General features: G+C 45.5%; 14 protein-coding genes. 3 read left to right on the forward strand and 11 right to left on the reverse strand.

Going from position 1 to position 19,599, the window contains the following annotated elements; all coding sequences use genetic code 11:
* Positions 1 to 170 precede the first annotated feature (170 nt).
* Together GON05_RS36500 and GON05_RS36505 are read left to right on the forward strand one after the other, a co-directional pair.
* Positions 171 to 4,877, forward strand: coding sequence for a X2-like carbohydrate binding domain-containing protein (locus GON05_RS36500; protein WP_157326383.1), 4,707 nt, complete (start codon positions 171 to 173; stop codon positions 4,875 to 4,877).
* 183 nt (positions 4,878 to 5,060) lie between these two features.
* Positions 5,061 to 5,474, forward strand: coding sequence for a DoxX family protein (locus GON05_RS36505; RefSeq protein ID WP_157326384.1), 414 nt, complete (start codon positions 5,061 to 5,063; stop codon positions 5,472 to 5,474).
* A gap of 57 nt (positions 5,475 to 5,531) precedes the next feature.
* Here the strand turns inward: GON05_RS36505 and GON05_RS36510 are convergent, their stop codons facing one another.
* From GON05_RS36510 to GON05_RS36525, 4 genes are all read right to left on the reverse strand, one after another.
* Positions 5,532 to 6,299 carry a sugar phosphate isomerase/epimerase family protein gene (locus GON05_RS36510; protein WP_157326385.1) on the reverse strand — a complete coding sequence of 256 codons (768 nt, stop codon included), beginning with the start codon at positions 6,297 to 6,299 and terminating at the stop codon, positions 5,532 to 5,534.
* Positions 6,300 to 6,453: 154 nt separating this feature from the next.
* Entirely contained in the window at positions 6,454 to 7,932 is a 1,479-nt protein-coding gene (locus GON05_RS36515; protein WP_157326386.1) for an Lsa family ABC-F type ribosomal protection protein, read from the reverse strand.
* A gap of 277 nt (positions 7,933 to 8,209) precedes the next feature.
* Positions 8,210 to 8,980 (reverse strand): SDR family NAD(P)-dependent oxidoreductase, encoded by a 771-nt coding sequence (locus tag GON05_RS36520; protein ID WP_157326387.1) that lies wholly within the window; start codon positions 8,978 to 8,980, stop codon positions 8,210 to 8,212.
* Positions 8,981 to 9,214: 234 nt separating this feature from the next.
* Entirely contained in the window at positions 9,215 to 9,634 is a 420-nt protein-coding gene (locus tag GON05_RS36525; protein ID WP_157326388.1) for a DUF1801 domain-containing protein, read from the reverse strand.
* A gap of 482 nt (positions 9,635 to 10,116) precedes the next feature.
* On the opposite strand from GON05_RS36525, the gene hflX reads away from it, so the two are divergent.
* Entirely contained in the window at positions 10,117 to 11,391 is a 1,275-nt protein-coding gene (hflX, locus tag GON05_RS36530; RefSeq protein WP_157326389.1) for a GTPase HflX, read from the forward strand.
* A gap of 77 nt (positions 11,392 to 11,468) precedes the next feature.
* Here hflX and GON05_RS36535 read toward each other — a convergent pair whose 3' ends face one another.
* The 7 genes from GON05_RS36535 to GON05_RS36565 all read right to left on the reverse strand — a co-directional run bounded on the left by GON05_RS36535 (position 11,469) and on the right by GON05_RS36565 (position 19,428).
* Positions 11,469 to 12,104 (reverse strand): FMN-dependent NADH-azoreductase, encoded by a 636-nt coding sequence (locus tag GON05_RS36535; protein WP_157326390.1) that lies wholly within the window; start codon positions 12,102 to 12,104, stop codon positions 11,469 to 11,471.
* Between the two features lie 188 nt (positions 12,105 to 12,292).
* Positions 12,293 to 12,931 carry a cell wall hydrolase gene (locus GON05_RS36540; RefSeq protein ID WP_157326391.1) on the reverse strand — a complete coding sequence of 213 codons (639 nt, stop codon included), beginning with the start codon at positions 12,929 to 12,931 and terminating at the stop codon, positions 12,293 to 12,295.
* 244 nt (positions 12,932 to 13,175) lie between these two features.
* Entirely contained in the window at positions 13,176 to 14,456 is a 1,281-nt protein-coding gene (locus GON05_RS36545; protein WP_157326392.1) for an L-cysteine desulfidase family protein, read from the reverse strand.
* 113 nt (positions 14,457 to 14,569) lie between these two features.
* Positions 14,570 to 15,796 (reverse strand): MFS transporter, encoded by a 1,227-nt coding sequence (locus GON05_RS36550; RefSeq protein ID WP_157326393.1) that lies wholly within the window; start codon positions 15,794 to 15,796, stop codon positions 14,570 to 14,572.
* A 21-nt stretch (positions 15,797 to 15,817) separates the two neighbouring features.
* Complete coding sequence (locus GON05_RS36555; RefSeq protein ID WP_157326394.1) at positions 15,818 to 16,279, reverse strand: GNAT family N-acetyltransferase; 462 nt, start codon at positions 16,277 to 16,279, stop codon at positions 15,818 to 15,820.
* 12 nt (positions 16,280 to 16,291) lie between these two features.
* Positions 16,292 to 17,401, reverse strand: coding sequence for a DNA alkylation repair protein (locus GON05_RS36560; RefSeq protein WP_157326679.1), 1,110 nt, complete (start codon positions 17,399 to 17,401; stop codon positions 16,292 to 16,294).
* Positions 17,402 to 17,685: 284 nt separating this feature from the next.
* Positions 17,686 to 19,428, reverse strand: coding sequence for a methyl-accepting chemotaxis protein (locus GON05_RS36565; protein WP_157326395.1), 1,743 nt, complete (start codon positions 19,426 to 19,428; stop codon positions 17,686 to 17,688).
* Between the last annotated feature and the right edge of the window lie 171 nt (positions 19,429 to 19,599).

Genomic DNA, 19,599 nt, shown 5'->3' on the forward strand with positions numbered 1-19,599 from the left:
AAGTGCAAAAAGGGATGGCCCGTTTCTAATAAAAAACGGGCATTTGGTACGGTTTCGGGCAGAAGTGTACCTATCCTCATTCAGAAATGATCTTATATAATCGGACATGTGCGAGTGCGGTAGCGCTTACATAAATGTAGTTATATCAACGACAAAGGAGACAAGTGAAGATGAAAAGCAGATTGCAACGCCGAAGGAAGGTATGGCTGGGATTGCTGCTCGCTATCGTTGTCATTGCGCAGATCGGCTACATCCCTTCCGGAGTAGGGACGGTCAAAGCCGCGGACAATGGCTTGGCACAGAAGCCGTATATGGGCTGGAGCAGCTACAGCATGCAGGTCTACGATGGTCCGTCCGGCAACTGGATTTCCGAAGCCAAGATCAAGAAGATGTCGGACGCCATGCATGAGAAATTGCAGGCTCATGGATACAAATATATCAATATCGATGCGGGCTGGAACGGCAGCATGGACGAATACGGCAGACCGGTGCCCAGCGCTGCGCTTTATCCGGGAGGTTTTCAGCATCTCGTTGATTACATCCACGGTAACGGCCAAAAAGTCGGCCTATATTTAATTCCCGGCGTTTCGCCTGATGCGGTCACTCAGAACTTACCTATTTATAATGCCCCTGGCTGTAACATCGGTGATATCGTCGTAAAACCTTACAAATTCGCGGATTATTGGAACATCGGATACAAAATTGATTTCAGCAATCCTTGCGCGCAAAAGTATATCGATTCCGTCGCGGACGCCATCGCTTCCTGGGGCGTAGATTTCGTCAAATTCGACAGCGTAACGCCAGGCTCCGGGCATAATGATGTCAGTATCGATGCGCGTGACGATGTCAAAGCTTGGTCAACGGCGCTTAGCAGACACAATATTTGGTTTGAGTTATCTTGGGCTCTCGACCACAACTACGTGGACTATTGGAAAAAATACGCGAACGGCTGGCGGGTCGATTGGGACGTGGAGTCCTATGACCGTGAGGTCGGTATGACGCAATGGGCTAACATTGCACGTTTGTTCCCTGACGCAGCCCTGTGGTGGCGCGATGCCGGACCGGGAGGTTGGAATGATTTCGACTCCTTGAATGTCGGCAATGGCGCAACCTCCGGTTTGACCAAGGACAAAAGGCAAACAGCAGCTACGCTGTGGGCCGCCTCGGCCGCGCAGTTTTATACAGGCGACGACCTGTCCAACCTCGACGCTTATGGTCTTGACTTGCTGACGAATGACGAAGTCATCGCGGTTAATCAGGCTGGACGTCCCGTTCATCCGGTTTCAACATCGACCAATCAGCAAGTATGGTATGCGAATAACGGTGACGGTACGTACACGGTTGCGCTTTTCAATCTGGGCAACAAAGCAGCGCCTGTCACTGTTAACTGGAACGACATCGGCCTGAATGGCCCTGCTTCCGTTCGCGACCTGTGGAGCCATACCGAACTTGGCACTTACTCGTCAAGCTATGGCCCAGTTTCCTTGGAGCCACACGCCTCTCGCCTATTCAAAGTAACAGCTCAAAGCGGTACTTCTTTCGTCAATGACGACGACACAGGCGTGCGATACACGGGAACTTGGACACGTAATGGCGGCAAAGAATTGGTTCGCGATGCACAGGATTTGTCCATTGCGATTACGGACTCCTCCCCCTCTCCTGCTAGTCAAATCGAAACTCATGCATTGCAGCCAGTGAATTCATTAGGCTCTACAGTCTCTCATTCGGTCTATATTAACGATACGGATCCACTCATTCAGTATTCGAATAAGTGGGGTCACAGCGGCGGAAGACCTTTCGGGGACTATCTGGATGATGTTCATTACGGTGAGCCGGACAACGGGACGCAGCCGGAATTCAGCTACACGTTCACGGGCACTGGCATTGAACTGTTCTCTGAGCAGGGCACATCCAATGGACGGATGGACGTTTATATCGATGGACAGCTGAAAGGCACTGTCGATGCCGAAGGTCCTCAGCAATCCGGCTTATACTCGGTCTATCGTATCGCCGATCTTCCGCAAGGTCAGCACACGCTTAGAGTGCTAAGAAACGGCACCGGCCAATACTATTTCATCCTGGATGCTTTAAAGGTGACGACGGAAACGCTTCTTGGCCAACCTTCTACGAACAGCTTTGACAAAGATCAACCAGCAGACATCACGACGAATCTCCTCCTGGGCGCAAGTTCGCTGACAGGCATCAATAATGGCGCAGTTTCCCTGCAGCCAAATACGGACTACACTATAAGCGGAGGCAATCTTGTAACGATTAAGAAAGAATTCCTCCTCCAGCAGCCATCGGGGCAACCTGTCCAACTGGCGTTCACTTTTGCTGGTGGCGACTCGCAATCCCTGTCTATCGCGATCACTGGAACGTCCCTCAATCCTGTAACTGCTGCTTTTGACAAAAAAACATCCGCACAAGCGGACGTCCTTACAACGCTTACGCTAGGTAGCGCAAATAGCTTGACTGGCATTATGAACGGCACAGACAGCTTAACCCCTGGTCAGGACTATACCGTTACGAATGATGTTGTGAAAATCTCAAAATCCTACTTGAATCAACAGCCTGTTGGTCTTACGAATTTGACCTTCAATTTCCTATCAGGCAATCCGAGAACGTTCGCCATTACTATTAGCAACTCCGCCTCTCCCGGAAGGTTCACCTATATCAATGACGACAACTCGGAAATCCACTACACCGGAGCTTGGAACCGCAGCACGAACCGGCCTTTTAACGACTATGGCAAGGACGTTCATTATGTCGAGCAAAACAACGATTTTTTCACCTATACCTTTAATGGCACTGGCATTACTTATATAACAGAAGTCGATCAAGGCCAAGGCGATGTGGACATCTATATCGACGGTCAACTACATGGAACGGCTCATACGTTCGGAGCGAATTCGCACAACGTAGCTCAGCAAGAAGTCTATACCGTTAGTCAATTGACACCTGGTATTCATACATTGAAAGCAGTCAAAAAGTCAGGGCAGTTCATGCTGATTGATGCGCTTAAAGTCCAGCAGCCCGACATGATGGATATCTCTGCCGCTGATTTTAATAAAACGACGGCTGCCGATGTGAGCGTTAACCTCTTGGGCAACCCGGACAGCCTGCAAAGCATTTCAAACGGCGCGAGCAAGCTCGTGAGTCCTGTTGATTATGTCATCACCGGGCACCAAGTGACGATTAAAAAAGAATATCTTGCTGCTCAGCCTGTCGGCAGCTTGAAGCTTACCTTTTCTTTCGCAGGTGACTATGCAGACGATGTCCATGCCACTTCCATGAATGGAGACTCCTACCTCTATTCGTTCACAGGAACCGGGATCGAGCTCCTCGCACCAACGGGTCCGGAACTGGGTGACATCGACATCTATATCGACGGGGAGTTGAAGCAAACGATCAATGCCTATTCAGCCATTCGAAATGCCGGTCAAAGTCTTTACCGCATCTCGTCACTTTCGAAAGGCACTCATACATTGAAAGCGGTCAAAAAATCAGGCAGCTACATGCTTGTAGACGCGTTCAAATATGAAATTGCCGCGAATAGCGGTACACCTTCCACTCCCCAGATGGGTGGAGGCGGCTATGGAGGAGGTTATGGAGGCGCGATTGTGAACACCAACGCATGGAATGTCTTGCGTACTACTCAAACTGACGGAACAAGCAAAGAAGAAGTTAAGATCTCAGGTGATAATGCGAAAACGTTGATTCAGAAGTCCAAATCTGCTGACGCCAATTCGGCTATTATCTCCTTACCGGATGCCAAAGATGACGTATCCATGACAACTGTGCAATTGAGTAAAGAGTCGCTCAACTTGCTTGGCGACAGCGGTCTTGATCTTGTTCTCGATACGGCTAACGTAAAAGTCCTGATGGCTAACCATTCACTCAAAAACATGAAAGATGATAGTTATTTCAATCTTATTCCAGTGAAAGCTTCGGCTGCCGGCCAGGACTTGGAACGTCGCGCGAACGCGGCGACAGTTGTACTAGGCGTTACCGGAGGCGCAAAAACTTCGTTGGTTGGCCGGCCGGTAGACATTACGACAAACCTGCATGATCAAGAGGTTACCCTCGTTCTCCCGCTTCCAGATGATTTGAGCGATACGGAGCTGCAACAAATCGGTGTCTATATCGAACATAGTGACGGAACTAAGGAGTTTAAAAAAGGCACTGTGACCACGCTCCAAAGCGGCCGCGGGATCCAATTCACGACAACCAAATTTAGTACATTTGCCCTTTTGAAAGTCGATGGCCGGACATTGTCCTTCTCGCATGAGCCGTACATTCAAGGCTACGACAACAACTTGTTCCGTCCGGACAATCGCATTACCCGCGCAGAAATGGCAATGATTCTCTCGCGTATTGCTGCCAAACCGGCACTAGCCAGCGGCAGCGAATACGTTGATGTGAAACCGGAACTTTGGTCTTATGATGCGATTGCCCAAGTGTCACGCATGGGTCTGATGCAAGGTTACGCAGACGGTACCTTCAGACCGGACCAGCCGATCACCAGGGCGGAAATGGCAGCTCTTGCCGCCCGGTTTGCGGTGGGTCCCGCAGGATCCGGAGCAGGCTTTACAGATACGTCCGGTCTATGGGCCGAAGACGCAATTAAAGCTGCACAAGCTGCAGGGTACTTGAACGGCTATGCAGATGGCTCCTTCGGACCAGCTAATCCGCTCACTCGAGCAGAAGCTGTTACCGTGATCAATCGGGTACTCGGCCGTGGACCACTTCATGGAATCGTCCACTCGCCATGGACTGATGTACCCGACAGTCATTGGGCTGTTCATGACATTGAAGAAGCTTCCGTCCGCCATTCGTTTGAGCCGATGGCTTCCGGTGGAGAACAGATTGTAGAGTGATTCTGACACCCCCATCACACTCTAGGAAAAAGGGCATTTCAACTTCGTTGAAATGCCCTTTTCTGTCTTAGAGATAAGTCTTTTCCACTATGCCTGCATAATATATTCCTTGACAGGAATATTCCTTATAGGGTATATTCATAACATAAATCAAATGGATGCGATCCTAGGAGGCTGAAAGCAATGAAAAAAATTACGATTCCTTACTGGATTTTTACTGCTTTAGTTGTGTTATTTATGGGGATGGGCGCAATCGGTGATACGGTAAAAGCAGCGTCTGCGGTAGAACTTTTCAAGCATTTGGGATACCCTGATTATCTGCTTCCCTTTCTTGGAATTGCCAAGATATTAGGTGTCATAGCTATCCTTATTCCCGGGTTTCCTCGAATCAAAGAATGGGCATATGCCGGTTTGATCTTCGATTTAACCGGAGCTGTGTATTCAACCATCGCTGTGGATGGCTTTATGGCCGGTTTAGGCTTTCTTCCAGGCTATATTATTATCGCGGGTTCCTATATGTATTATCACAAAAGGCAAAAAGCTGGCACGCTGAGTCAAACGAATCAAGTAAAGCATCTAGAAGGACGTACCGTTTAAGCGTTTAAATAAAAAAGAACGGCTGTGCAAAGCAGCCGTTCTTTTTGTAGTTAACTACTAAGCTTTTGCCCCTAGTTTAGCTAAATTAGCAAAACTAATCTCTAAGCTTTCAAATGGATTCCGGTCATAGCAATCATCCTGCTCAACCGCTGCCCACTCCACGCCAATGTCTTCACAGGCTTGAATGATTCCTTTGAAATTCATATTGCCTTCACCGACCTCGGAGAAACGCTGTTTCCGATCCGGAGTCACAATCATATCTTTAAAATGTACGACCTTCATACGTCCATCCATTTTACGGATCCACTCCACGGGATCTGCCCCACCTGCTTGTACCCAGTAAACATCCAATTCGAAATCGACGCTATCAGGGTCTGACATTTCAAACAAAATGTCCATGCCTGTCTTCCCATCATATTTGGCGAACTCAAAATCATGATTGTGATAGATAAACTGCAGCCCGGCATCTTTCAACTGTTTGCCAAATTCCGAAGCTTGTTTGGCGAATGTGGCATAGCCTTGGCTGTTCTCCCGAAACTCTGGCGGGAGTCCGCCTAAACCGACATATTTACAATCCCATGCTTGATGCTTCTTAATGACGCCGTCCATATCATTCAACAAGTCGTTATATCCGATATGAGTGGCACAGATCGTCAATCCTTCTTGGTCTGCAAGCGCTTTAAATTCTTGAATGTCGATTGGTCCAATACCGGAAGCTTGTACAGCGTTATAACCCAATTGCTTAACTTTTTTCAAGCTTTCGCTAATATCAGCGGGTGTTTTCAGAAAGTTGCGAAGCGTATACAGTTGCGCGGCGATTCTCATTCCTATCACTCCATTCGTCAAATTTGAGTCATTTCATATATAACATAGAATGATGGGTTTGAGCCACACAAAAATTCGATGACATCCCATTTTTCAAATGAGAATTGCATTTGAACTAATAAAGCTGCCGTTTCTAGGCACGGCAGCTTAAGATCTAGAGCTCTACAATTTTAGTTGCAACGTTATGGCAAAATTCCCGGTCATGCTCTACAAACAGAATCGTCGGTGAATATTCGAGCAGCAAGTCTTCAATTTGCATCCGAGAAATGACATCTATAAAATTAAGCGGTTCATCCCAAATATGCAAATGTACCTGCTCACTCAGACTTTTTGCAATTAATACTTTTTTCTTTTGTCCGCCGCTATACGATGAAATATCCTTGTCAAACTGAATTCTGGAAAAATCCAGCTTTCTTAGAATGGATTTAAAAAGACTTTCATCAATCCCACATTCGGCAGCATAGTCAGATAGATTTCCATGAAGGTGCGATGTGTCTTGCGACACGTAGGATATTTTTAACTGGCTGTCCTTTCGAATATTGCCTGTGTAGTTCATATCCTCGCCGCAAATTAGCTTGATGATACTTGATTTTCCAGAGCCATTTTGACCTGAAAGCGCAATACGCTCACCTTGATCAATCGTGAAACTTATATCTGAGCATACGGTCTTCTCGCCGTAATAAATGGAAACATGATCAAGCTCAACCAGCTGGTTTTTGTGAAAAGCAAGCTGCGAAATCTCTAAGCTTTCTGAGCTCTCGATATTTTTGAGGAGTTTCGACTTCTCTTGGATAGCCGAATGCTGTCTTTGCTCAATGGCTTTAGATCGTTTCATCATTTTAGCAGCTTTATGGCCAATATAGCCTTTATCTACCTTGGAACCGGAATTTCTTGTTCCGTTTTTTGTTTTTTCCACTTCGTGCGACCAGTTCCCCGTTCTTTTGGCGGAATCTGACAATCGTTTGATGTCTTTTCGAAGTTTTTCGTTCTCTGCCAGCTCGAAGTGATCTTGCCGCGACTTATTTTCCCACCAGCTTGAAAAATTACCTTTTTGAATTTCAATGTTGGTCTTATTGATGGATAAAATGTGATCTACACAGTTATCGAGAAAGGATCTGTCATGGGATACCAAGATAAATCCACTTTTCGATTTGAGATAATCGCTAACGAGTTTTCTTGCTTTCATATCGAGATGGTTGGTCGGCTCATCAATTAAAAGAAAACTGTTCTCTTTGATGAACAACGTAGCCAGCAGCACTTTCGTTTGCTCTCCGTTGGATAAGGAGTCAAATGGCCGATACAAAACATCCTCGGAAACCTTTAGAAGTGAAAGCTCGCGCATCAACTGCCAGTGAATATAGTCGGGATAAATGTCATTGATGACATCTATCGTATTATTGCTTTTGTTCTCAACGGGAAACGGGAAATATTCGAAGCTTACATTAGCGGAAATGTATCCACTGTATTCAAGTTTACCAAGCAGCAGATTGAGAAACGTTGTTTTCCCTCTTCCGTTTCTTCCTGTAAAGCCTAATTTCCAATCGGTATCGATTTGGAAATTGACGTTTTCAAATATGTTATCATAACTTCCTTCGTAAGCGAACGTCAAGTTTGTAACGTTTATTAATGACATAGATAGATCCTCCTGTATAAAAAAAATAAAAGCTACAAGAAAGTTACATTCTTGTAGCTCAAATAAATACAGTTAATTAACCCCTGGACGGAGTTAAATAAGGATATCTTGTATCGTTTGAGTGAAAGATAATGTAACTTTCTTGCATACGAAATAAAACATGCGAAAAATCGCTTTAATGTTTTACCGTTAGCAAGAAAACCTACATTATGCCTTCAACTCCACTCCTGAAAATTTAAATAAAGTATAACAAACTCATTTTTAAAAATCAATACAATTAAGCCTGGCGATAAGCTGGTGCGCCCATCGGGGATGATCCCGCGCCACCATCTACGCTAATTTCAGCCCCCTGAACAAAGGAAGAATCATCAGAAGCCAGGAACAAAGCCACATTGGCGATCTCCACAGGTTCACCTAAGCGATTCATTGGAATCTTAGGCGCTAACGCGGCTTCAACTTTTGACAATCCCTCTGGTTGACCCCAAATTGGCGTCCGTGTAGCTCCAGGGACAATCGTGTTTACTCGAATACCGTGTGGTGATAATTCTGAAACAAACACTCTGGCCATACTGGTCACTGCACCTTTACTTGCGGCATAAGCTGCATAACCCGGGCTTCCTCCTTTAGCCAGTACGGAGCCGTTTAAGATCACGGAAGCTCCTGATTTCAGATGAGGCAAAGCAGCTTGAACGGTGAAAAATACGCCAGTCACGTTTACTTGCATAATTTTCTCAAAAAGAGTAAGTTCAGTCCCTCCAACAGGCGTATAACCGGAAATACCCGCATTTGCGAAAACAACATCTAGACGACCGAATGTCTCGACCGCTTTGGATACAGCTTCTTCTGCACTTGTTGGATCAGTCGCATCTGCCTGAACGGCAAGTACGTTAGATGCACCAAGCCTCTCCACTGCCGCGTCCAACGCTTCCTGATTACGACCGGTAATAACCACTTTCGCACCTTCGGCCACATATAATCTCGCCGTTTCAAAACCAATTCCGCTGCTTCCACCTGTAATTAAAGCAACTTTCCCATTCAATTTTCCCATCTTGTATCTCTCCTTTAGCATATAATTTATTTAAGAATGATCATTCTTAAATTATCAAAAAAAACAGTCACGCTCTGTTTCTTTTTTTTGAAACAGGATGACGTCGTCCTTACTGAAAGTATCTTAGCATATTGAGAACGATCAGTAAAGAATTGTTTTATAACGATCATTCTCGTATTTCTAATGAATATAAATAAAGGATGAAGCATCGCTAGAACGTGCTTCATCCCCTATTTAATCCGGATATGTCTCTTTCAGGAACTGTATCGATTGCTTGATTAACGACCTTAAAACATCTACATGGATGTCATCCACTTTATGAATGTAAACGCAGGCTTTCCCGGTCGTATGTTTCCCTAAATCCTGCAAAAGTGATTCCCGCTGCGAGTCACCTGTTGCGAAATACAAACTAATTTTGCCTTTCCTTGGCGAAAATCCAACAAGCGGCGCATCGCCTTCATGTCCGCTGGCATATTTGTAATGATATGATCCAAAACCAATGATGCTAGGCCCCCACATCTTCGCCGGATAGCCGGATGTTTCCGTAAAGATATCCAGAAGCTTATAGGCGTCTTCACGTTTCTTAGGACTATCGACATCCTCAATAAACGCTAAAACGCTTATATCGTTTTCCTTCGTCTTTTGTTCATACATGGGATACAATCACCGCTTCCATAAGATATATCGACTTGAAAAGTAACGTATCATGAGTCGTTGCAGCTTGTCAAAATCACTCACTTTTATCGTCCGCCAATAAAAAATAACTATAATGATTCCTTCATAATGCCAAGGAGGTTGATCTTGTGTTAATCTGATAATAATTAAAACGAACGGAGGGGTTACGTGTGATAGATTTTATCCGAGTTAGATCTTTGCGCGGCTAATTGAATAGCGCTCAAGATTCTGTCTGTGTACAGAGGACTCAGGATAAGTTTGTCCATTTATAACCCTGATTTGTTGCACCTATCTGTGAATCAAGAAGCTCAGTTGTAGGAAGGTGAAGTATCCTTCTCGGCCAACTGTTGTTTGTTTTCTTGTATTCACTATGATAGTCAACGTCCTCTCAACCACTGACAACACAAGCCTGCTGCTTGTGTTGTTTCTTTTTATTTCCCAATTTGAAAGGATGATGACCTATGGAACAACAGAAAGTGAAAGCGATTATTATCGGTGTCCATCTATGGAACCGATCGGATTTTGCTTATTCGATGGAGGAATTAAGCAACCTGGCTGAAGCTTGTCATATTGAAGTGGTTGGCGAGTTATCACAGAAAGTTACGCGTGTGAATCCTTCCCACTACATCGGAACGGGAAAAATTCAGGAATTAGCCGCTCTAATTAGCGACAAGGACGCCTCAGTGGTCATATGTAACGATGAATTGACTCCTTCTCAGATTCGAAATCTGGAATCTTCCCTTGACTGCAAAGTCATTGACAGAACGATCTTGATTCTGGATATTTTCGGGGAGCGCGCTCAAACACGGGAAGCGCAGCTGCAAGTTGAGGTTGCGCAACTCCACTATATGCTTCCCAGACTCGTCGGACTGCGTGAGTCTTTAGGACGCCAAGGTGGCGGAGCCGGCTTGAAAAATCGGGGTTCGGGTGAAACAAAGCTCGAGCTTGACCGCCGTAAGATCGAAGATCGTATCGCAGCTTTACAATCCGAGTTAGAGAAGCTAGTTGGACGGCGCCAAACACAACGGAAGCAGCGGCGCAAAAATGAGATTCCGGTTATTTGTGTCGTTGGCTATACAAATGCCGGGAAATCAAGTCTGATGAATGCCATGATCGAACAGTACAATCCGCGAGCAGATAAGCAACATAAACAAGTCTTTACCAAAGACATGTTGTTCGCCACGTTGGAGACCTCAGTTCGCAGTATCACCTTGCCCGACCGTAAAACATTTCTGTTAACAGACACGGTAGGGTTTGTTAGCCAACTTCCCCACCATTTAATTAAAGCTTTTCGCTCTACTTTGGAGGAAGTTTCAGAAGCTGATCTGTTAATTCAAGTCGTAGACATCTCTAATCCCGATTACGAGAAACATATTCAAGTGACCAATGACACGTTGAAAGAGCTGGGCGCAGATCATATTCCCATGATTTTTGCCTACAACAAATCTGATTTGACGGAGCATGCCTATCCTCGAGTAGAAAAGGATCTCGTCTACCTTTCTGCCAGACAGCAAAGCGGCATGGAAGAGCTCACACAGCTGATTCGTGACCGCATCTTCCAAAATTACATGGCATGCGAAATATTAATCCCCTATGAGCAGGGTCGATTGGTCGCCTATTTCAATGAACATGCCCATATTCAGTCAACGAACTATGAACCGGACGGAACCCGTCTGAAGCTGGAATGCCGCGTATCCGATTATCATCAGTTTCGCGATGATTTTCAGCAGCTTTAAGGTGTGAGAACCCTCAACTGAAAATAGAAAAACAGCGCATCTGAAAAGATGCGCTGTTTCGATATAAGGTATAAATCTTAGAATTGCTTTGCAACTTCTTTCGCTTTAACGATTGCATTAGCTTTGATTTCTGCAGCTTTATCAGGTGCAGCAGCCATACCTTCAACGAAGATACCTTCGAAGCTAGGTACGCCAGTGAACATCATGATTTTTTTCAAGTAGCTGTGACCAGTTTCGAACCCAACTGCTGGACCTTCGGAGTATACGCCGCCAGAAGCTTGGATGTGAAGTGCTTTTTTGTTGTTCAGCAAACCAACAGGACCTTCAGCTGTGTATTTGAACGTTTTACCAGCAGCACAGATCGCATCGATGTAAGCTTTCATAACTGGAGGGAAAGAGAAATTCCACATTGGTGATACATACACGTATTTATCAGCGGATATGTATTGATCCACGATTTCACCAAGACGCGCGATTTTAGCTTGCTCATCTGCCGTTAGTGCACTGAATTCAGTTCCAGAGCCAAGTTTACCCCAGCCGCTCAATACATCGCCATCGATTTGTGGAATGTTAGTTTTGAACAAATCAATATGGATAACTTCGTCACCAGGATTTGCTTCACGGTATGTTTCGATAAATTCTTTACCAACCGCCATGCTATAGGAAGCTTGGTGATCGTTAGGGTTTGCCGTAATATAAAGTACAGTTGCCATGGTTTCACTCTCACATTCTGTAATTTTATTTGTTACAATTTCTATTATAACTTATTTTTAATAAGTTGCAAGCAAAATGTTATTTATCTACTTTCACTGTATAACACAATATAAGTAAGCGTTTTTATTCCTACCAAGGATAAACGACTTCTACTGAAAAAAGACTGCACAAGGCAGCCTTTCAAGGTCTAAATGGTAAACGTGTGATGACCAATCGCAATCTTCTTGATTCTGCTTTTACTCCAAGATGCTTTGGCAGTGACCGGATTATAGAAATAAAGAGCTCCTGTTGTTGGATCCGCGCCATTCAAAGCGGCTGCTGCCGCCCGGTAAGCTGTTTCGTTAGGTTTGAGAGCAAATTGACCATCATCAACGGATGAAAATTGACCAGGTTGATGAATCACTTCCGTGATGGAATCTGGAAATTGTTCAGATTGAACACGATTCAGAATGACAGCTCCCACGGCAACTTGACCCAAGAAGGATTCACCGCGAGCTTCGGAATGAATGATTCGTGCCAGCTCATCCAGCACCGACTGTTTGGGTGAAATCGTTTTTTTTAACTTCGACAATGTCAGTGAGTCAGCTTCACCGTCAACCGTTAAGCCGTAACTGGCTTGAAATTTCTTAACAGCACTCTTCGTTTGGCTGCCATAGTAACCCGTAATTCCAGCATGAAAGTAGCCAAGTGCACTTAATCTCTCTTGCAGATCCAATACTTGGTCACTTTGCGTGCCTTGGGATAATGATTGTGCGCTAACCGGAACCGCCATTCCCATGATACCTAAGGAACAAATGCAGATTAGAGCCTGTACTTTTTTCTTCATGTTTCAAGATAACCTCCTCTTCCTTTTACGCGCTGCATGTGGAAACAACATACAGCATTACAAATTTAGGGGCGTTCATCCGACTCAAGTTGTCGCCATACACGCTCTACGAATAAAGACCAGCTTCTAGCTGTACCTATACACTTCGGGAGATCATCCCGGTAAAGGTCGCAAAAAAAGGACTTGAGGCATAATCCCCAAGTCCTTACCTTTCGAAACGTATGAAATAACCGCTGCTAATCGCTTATAATTCCTTATTTAACATCATTTCCAGAACTAGTTTATCCATCTCGGACGTTGCCTCATTCCCGATCCGACAGAAGTTCTCGATCGTCTTCTCGGCGTCATTTTCAATGAATCCATTTGTTGAGGAGATGGACTTCCCTTTTGACGCCAGGAGCGCAGATTGTACCGCTGCGCTTGTACAAGTCGCAACTTTCATGGCGCAGCCGCCTTTGGCCCCATCGCACATCATCCCGGTCACATTGCCAAGCATGTTCTGGATTGCAGCCCGGATCTCAGGTTTCCCTCCGCCCAGCAAATACGTAATCCCGCAGCTGGCGCCCGTACCCGATACGGTCACTCCGCATAACGCGGATAATCGCCCAAACTTCGATTTGATATGAATCGTGACCAAATGGCTTAGAGCAACTGCGCGAATGAGCTGCTCCTCGGAGGCGCCGAGCCTCTCTGCTGCCGCGATGACAGGATTCGTCGCGGCAATCCCTTGATTGCCGCTTCCTGAATTCGCCATGACAGGCATCGTGGAGCCGGCCATGCGGGCATCCGAACCTGCTGCCGCGAGCGCCATCGCATGGGAAATGAGATCATCGGATAAAATTCCCCGCTGCACGTTTTCTTTTATCGTCTTCCCAACCTCAAGTCCGTACGAATGTGTTAGGCCGTCTAACCCTGCCTTACGATTCAATTCTATGCTTTTCTTGACCAAACTGAGCTCTCCAAGATCGACGGTATTCACAAAGTCAAAAATCGAATCAATCTTTAGCGAGTTCCGGTCTTCCTTAGAGCTCTTAAAGCTCGCGTTTGCACAGCCTCCCGTATCCACGATCTTCCCATCGACTTCTATCAACGTGATATTCGTATGATTATCGGTAATGACAACCTTTGCATACCTTTGCTCAGCTTCAATCATGACTTCAATGTATAGTTTGGTTGGTGTATCAGCGAGATGGACCACAGAAATCCCCTCATCTACCATTGCCCGAGCCTCGGAAATGGCGGATGGGTCAATATCCGCAAGTACTTCCAATTGTTTCTCCGCATTGCCGGCAATCGCCCCTAGCGCAGCTACAAAGTCGATCCCTGTCTGACCTGTGCCGGGTATGCCGACGGCTAATGCGTTCTTAATGATGCCTGCACTAGCGTGCACCGTAATTTTGTCTATTTTACCGTTAACATAAGTCCTTGCCTTGGCTGCTGCTAACGCTATCGCAACTGGCTCTGTGCAGCCAAGTGCAACAACAAGTTCATTTCTAAGTATGTGAATGAATGTCTCCGTATTCAAGATGTACCCCCTAGCCCCGAAAGGTACAATGACCTTTTGAATGATGAATAAAATATACTATAACTGCTTCATTTCGTACAACTCACTAATATTGGTTACAGCCGCAGTTTTACTTAACCTTTGACCGTTTCTCGTATGGCGGGCTGCCGCACATCCACAGACTTTTGTTTGGCCAAGATCAAGGTCAAGATACCACTTGCAATGGTAAGGACGGCCAATGTTAATAAATAGGTTGAGATCCCAAACCAATCCAGACATGCCCCCGTCGCAAGCAGCGCAACCTGGAACATGACGCGGTCAAGCATTCCTCGAAATGAGAAAAAACGGCCTTGAACGTCTTGCGGGACTTTGATTTGGAAAAGGGTCGAGACCATCGGAAAGAAAAAAGCGACGGCACAGCCGAATAAAACAAAAGAGCCAAGTACCGCAGAGGTGTTCTCGCTAAAGGACATCCCAGCAAATGAAATTGCAAATAGTAACATAAATAGCGTAGAACTGGTTACCAGATTTCGCTTGCCGATCACCCGTTTGGCAAATAAACCTACGATTAAAATGCTCATTCCTTCAATGGAATAAATCCATCCCATCAGTTCAGGCTTATGTTGGACTTGGCTAAATTTAAGCACAAGCAAATTGAAACCACCCAAGAACAAAGTGATAATACCGCTATTGATGAGTGCTATGAGGACAGCCGGCTCTTGCCGGATGAACGGAAACAGCTCGGAGAAACGGATTTTCTCCTTCTTTTTAACCATTGTAGAATCCGTAGTATTTGTAATCTTCAACTGAGTAATAAGCAGGACCAGAATCACGTAAAATACAAGCGATAATGCATACACCGTATATAAATTCATGACGACGACCAAAATGCCCGCGACAGCTGTACCGCCAATCCTTGCTATTGTAGTCACATTGAAATTTACGGTATTCGCCTTCAGCAGATCGGATGCTGAAACGACCGCCGGCAGTGCAGCTTGCACGGTAGGCATATAGACTGTCGCGGCTAACTGCATAATGACCACAGACAATAGCATGATTGCGACAGATTGGTAATATAAAGCAGCGAACATACAAATCGGAGCAAGACAACGAAAGAACCCTGATATGAGCAAGATTTTTTTCTTATCATAGCGGTCGGCCCACACACCGGCTTGCGGTGAAATAAGCACGCCAAGAAATAACCCGCACATCAGGATTAAACTTTTGCCTAAATCAGACGGAACATGGCTTTGCATGAATTGCAAATTGGCAATAATGCTGGTCCAGATGCCTCCGCCTTGGATGGCTTCACCAATCATCAAAATGATAAACGCACGATTTCGAAACAAAGAAGAATTCATTCCTAATCTCCAGTCCATTCTTTATTCATTAGTTACATTCAATATAAGGAAGTGTGTATGATTATTCGAATCCGTGTTAAAGGAAAAACCGATTGACCGATAAAAAATATCAGCCTGAGGGTTATCCGTTTTAAGCACAAGCAGGTGATAACTTTTTCTCGCTTCCGCAATAACAGACGCCATTAACATTTGCCCAATACCAAATCTACGTGCGCTTGGCCGAACATAAAGCCGTCGAACACGTCCGACATCTGCGCCATCGGCGTAGGGGTCCCGGTTCAGTCCGCAGACCCCTACAATCTCACTATCGAGCGTGGCAATGAAAAGAGCTTCTCCAACTTGATTAAACTGATTGCTCCCATCCGCATACTCGTTGATCAACCGGCCTAGGTGACGAAAACCTTCACTCGCACTCTTTTCTGCCAAAGGCAGCAATAAATTAGTATCCAGATTCTCAACTTTTTGGACGTTAATAGGACTCATGGAATCAGCTCCCTAGTTTCCTGTCGTTAAATTTAAAGAGGTCTCTGCGGCTTCCTTTCCGTTCACGAGTAAAACAATTCGATGCTCGCCAGGGTAATGCCGACGGGTCGTCAGGTCCGCCCATCGATGGGTTCTAGCAGCGGTAAGTTGTGAGCCTCCTGGTACGGTTTTATCAGAGAGCAGAAACAATTTCCGGGAATGTTTCCCCCCTGCTTTCACAAAATCAATCCCGTATTCGATACGCAGATGCACGGGGTCACCCTGCCGAACATGAACTTCGTACCGAAGTTCACAGTTCTCACCAATCATTAACTCATCCGGCTCGGATATGATTGCTGCGTAATCCGCGAGCGGATCGTCATCCCGCGATACCGCATATCCAAACAGAGCAAGCACCTCTGGAGTCGCTTGACGAATCAGCGTCCTGCAGCCGTGTCTCACGATCCAATCCGTATCCGGATTGCTCCCCTTCCAACGCGCGGCTGTCTCCAGAACGATCGCCGGATGATCCTTGGCAATATCGTTCAAATTATTAGCGACACTTTTGCGGACATAAAGTGACGAATCGGCCTTCAGCTTCTCCAAAATGGCCAGTACCGGCGCAGGATCCCGCTTAAACACCGCCAGCGCTTGCCCCCAAGGGAGACGCGGACGGCATCCTTCACTAGACAGCCTGCGTACATGCTCATTCGGATGATCGGCCCAAACGGACATCTGCCGCATCATTCGTTCGGGATCATGCAAAATAAATGGCCGAACAGCAAACTCAGCGGAAGATCTTGATGTGAATCTTTCCAGTGCTTGCATGGACATCTCCCAATGCTCGCTGTTGTGACCGTATACTTCCACAAAATCAGGAAAGAACAAATAAGGAAAACCAATACAAGTATCTTCAATTGCATATAAAATGGCCAACGCCTCGCTATAAGAAGGCGGCAGATGCTCGCCGAGTGTTAGCGTAATTTTCCTCATCCTTTGTTTCAAAGCTAAATCTGCCCAGTCAGCATTCATAACCTTCTCCACGAACGAATCCTCGTCGAAAGATTGGTAAGCGCTATGAACTTTTTTTGCGAATTCCTGGAGAAATGCTTGATTGTACATATCTTTTAATGCGTCTGCCATCTCTGAATGGTCCTCCGTCTCCGTATCAACTACCATGAACTTATCTAGCATAGCACAGTAAAGCTGACAACAGTACGTCATATTTACCGAAGGTTGAATAAATATTACAGAGATACAAGGATAAACGACTTCTTCGTCCTTTAGGACGAGCGCGTTTGTCTAGATAGAGCTAGTCAAATGTAAAAACTTATATTTTCTTATCTACGCAAAAAAACGTACTAGGCGCCCTTCCGAATAAAACCCCACAAACCGCAAGGGTTTGTGGGGTTTCTATGTGTATGGGACTAAGCAATACGGAATCGAGCCAGGATCTGCTGCAGTTCTTCAGCCATCTCCGATAAGGATTGTGCGGCGACTCTCACTTCACCTGTAGTCTCAAGCTGATTCACAGCGGAGGATGACACGTCCTGGGAAGAGTCCGCCGTTTTCTTGGCGATGGAAGCAACCTGTTGCACAGATGCCGTAATCTCTTGCGCACCAGCCGACATTTGTTCGGAAGTTGCAGCCATTTCCTGGATTTGTGACGCCACTAGTGTAGTGGACTGCAAAATTTCACCGAAGTTTTGCTCGGTTTTCTGCACGAGCTCAATGCCCGTTTGAACTTCATTTTTGACTTGGCTGAGCGCATCGCCTGAGTCATGTACAGTTGCTTGAATTTCACTTAGCAAAGCGGAAATTTCGCCTGAAAATTGCCCGGATTGCTCGGCAAGCTTACGTACTTCAGAAGCTACGACAGCAAAACCGCGTCCCTGCTCTCCTGCTCTAGCTGCTTCAATCGCTGCGTTAAGAGCCAGAAGATTCGTTTGCTGTGCAATATCCTGAATAGCTTGTAAAATATGGCCGATCTCTTGCGATTTTCTCTCCAACATAGACATTACTTGATCTGTTTGATGAACAGAGTCATGAATGGATTCCATCTGCTGTACGGTGTTCTGTACATAGGTGCCACCCGCTTCTGCCTGCTGTTTGGTCCATTCGATCGACTCTGCAATCGTTGAAGCACTTTCAGCCATCCGGTATATCCCGCTGCCCACTTCTTCCATCGAGCGCGAAGTTTCTTCCATCGTAAGTGTCTGTTGATCCGCCCCTGTAGCCACGTCTTTCACCGTCTGCGTGATATGATTGGATACTTCCTGCATATCAATAGAGCTGATGCGAAGTTGTTCCGCCGAAGAAGCGACGCTTTGCGCATGCCCATTCACCGTTTCGATCATAGTTCTCATATGCTCCGTCATTTGTGCAAACGAAGCACTGAGATCTCCAATTTCATCCTTCTGCTTCAATGCTATATAGCTCACAGAAAGATCCCCGTCCGATATGCGTCTTGCCGCTGCACTCATCGTCGTAATCGGTTTGGAGACGTGACGAGCAATCAGGAACGAGATAACTAAGCCTAATACGATAGCAAAGATACTAAGAATCGTATTCCACTTAATGCCATCCTGATAAGAATGCTCCACTTCTGCGGCCCATCCTTCCGCATTTTCCTGAATGCGTTTGGTGAACATTTCAATCAGCAATGAGCAGCTTCCCAAATTACTATCCGCTACCTGGATAAGCGCTAAACCTTCAGCACCGTGTTTTTGCGCAGCTTCCAGCGTTGAAGGAAAAACAGTAGCATACTGCGTCCACTGCTCTTTGAACACTTTGAGCATCTGAATATCTTTCTCATCCTGGAAAGTCCCATCCAGCATATTGATTTTCTTTTCGATATCATTAAATAAGGTTTGAGCTCTCTCCGCAGGAGACGTGGTGGCCTCATCCTCTAACATACCAGTACCACTTAGGTTTTGCTTCGTCTTATCCTCCATGTTAAATTGAATACGCAGGATTTGATCATCTAGGCTTTTTAAATCATAGTTCAAATTGCCCAGTAAGATAACGGAAGGAAGTCCTTTATCCGTCGTTAGTTTGGCGGTGTCACCCATCGATTTCATCCGCATTTGAGATGTGATACTAATTGCCGTGAGAAGCACTAAAACAATGACAAAGCTAAAAAGAAGTTTCTTGTACAGCGTGAGTTTCATTCTGCTAGCCTCCGAAGTTTCTCTTTTTGTTGTAAGGGGTCATGTTTTCCCTTTAATTTACAGGATAAATTATCCTATGTTTAATTTCGGCGAAACCCGTCGATTTTTTTATAGCTAATTTAAATTTGTATGTAAATCGTTGCTATAATGCATATCAGAGCTATGAAAAAA

Origin of the sequence: Paenibacillus anseongensis (assembly GCF_009757995.1) — a bacterium.
Classification (GTDB): domain Bacteria; phylum Bacillota; class Bacilli; order Paenibacillales; family NBRC-103111; genus Paenibacillus_E; species Paenibacillus_E chondroitinus.

Coding starts and splice junctions, on each gene's coding strand:
- GON05_RS36500 (WP_157326383.1), top strand. CDS start 171: ATGAAAAGCAGATTGCAACGCCGAAGGAAGGTATGGCTGGGATTGCTG.
- GON05_RS36505 (WP_157326384.1), top strand. CDS start 5,061: ATGAAAAAAATTACGATTCCTTACTGGATTTTTACTGCTTTAGTTGTG.
- GON05_RS36510 (WP_157326385.1), bottom strand. CDS start 6,299: ATGAGAATCGCCGCGCAACTGTATACGCTTCGCAACTTTCTGAAAACA.
- GON05_RS36515 (WP_157326386.1), bottom strand. CDS start 7,932: ATGTCATTAATAAACGTTACAAACTTGACGTTCGCTTACGAAGGAAGT.
- GON05_RS36520 (WP_157326387.1), bottom strand. CDS start 8,980: ATGGGAAAATTGAATGGGAAAGTTGCTTTAATTACAGGTGGAAGCAGC.
- GON05_RS36525 (WP_157326388.1), bottom strand. CDS start 9,634: ATGTATGAACAAAAGACGAAGGAAAACGATATAAGCGTTTTAGCGTTT.
- hflX (WP_157326389.1), top strand. CDS start 10,117: ATGGAACAACAGAAAGTGAAAGCGATTATTATCGGTGTCCATCTATGG.
- GON05_RS36535 (WP_157326390.1), bottom strand. CDS start 12,104: ATGGCAACTGTACTTTATATTACGGCAAACCCTAACGATCACCAAGCT.
- GON05_RS36540 (WP_157326391.1), bottom strand. CDS start 12,931: ATGAAGAAAAAAGTACAGGCTCTAATCTGCATTTGTTCCTTAGGTATC.
- GON05_RS36550 (WP_157326393.1), bottom strand. CDS start 15,796: ATGAATTCTTCTTTGTTTCGAAATCGTGCGTTTATCATTTTGATGATT.
- GON05_RS36555 (WP_157326394.1), bottom strand. CDS start 16,279: ATGAGTCCTATTAACGTCCAAAAAGTTGAGAATCTGGATACTAATTTA.
- GON05_RS36560 (WP_157326679.1), bottom strand. CDS start 17,401: ATGGCAGACGCATTAAAAGATATGTACAATCAAGCATTTCTCCAGGAA.
- GON05_RS36565 (WP_157326395.1), bottom strand. CDS start 19,428: ATGAAACTCACGCTGTACAAGAAACTTCTTTTTAGCTTTGTCATTGTT.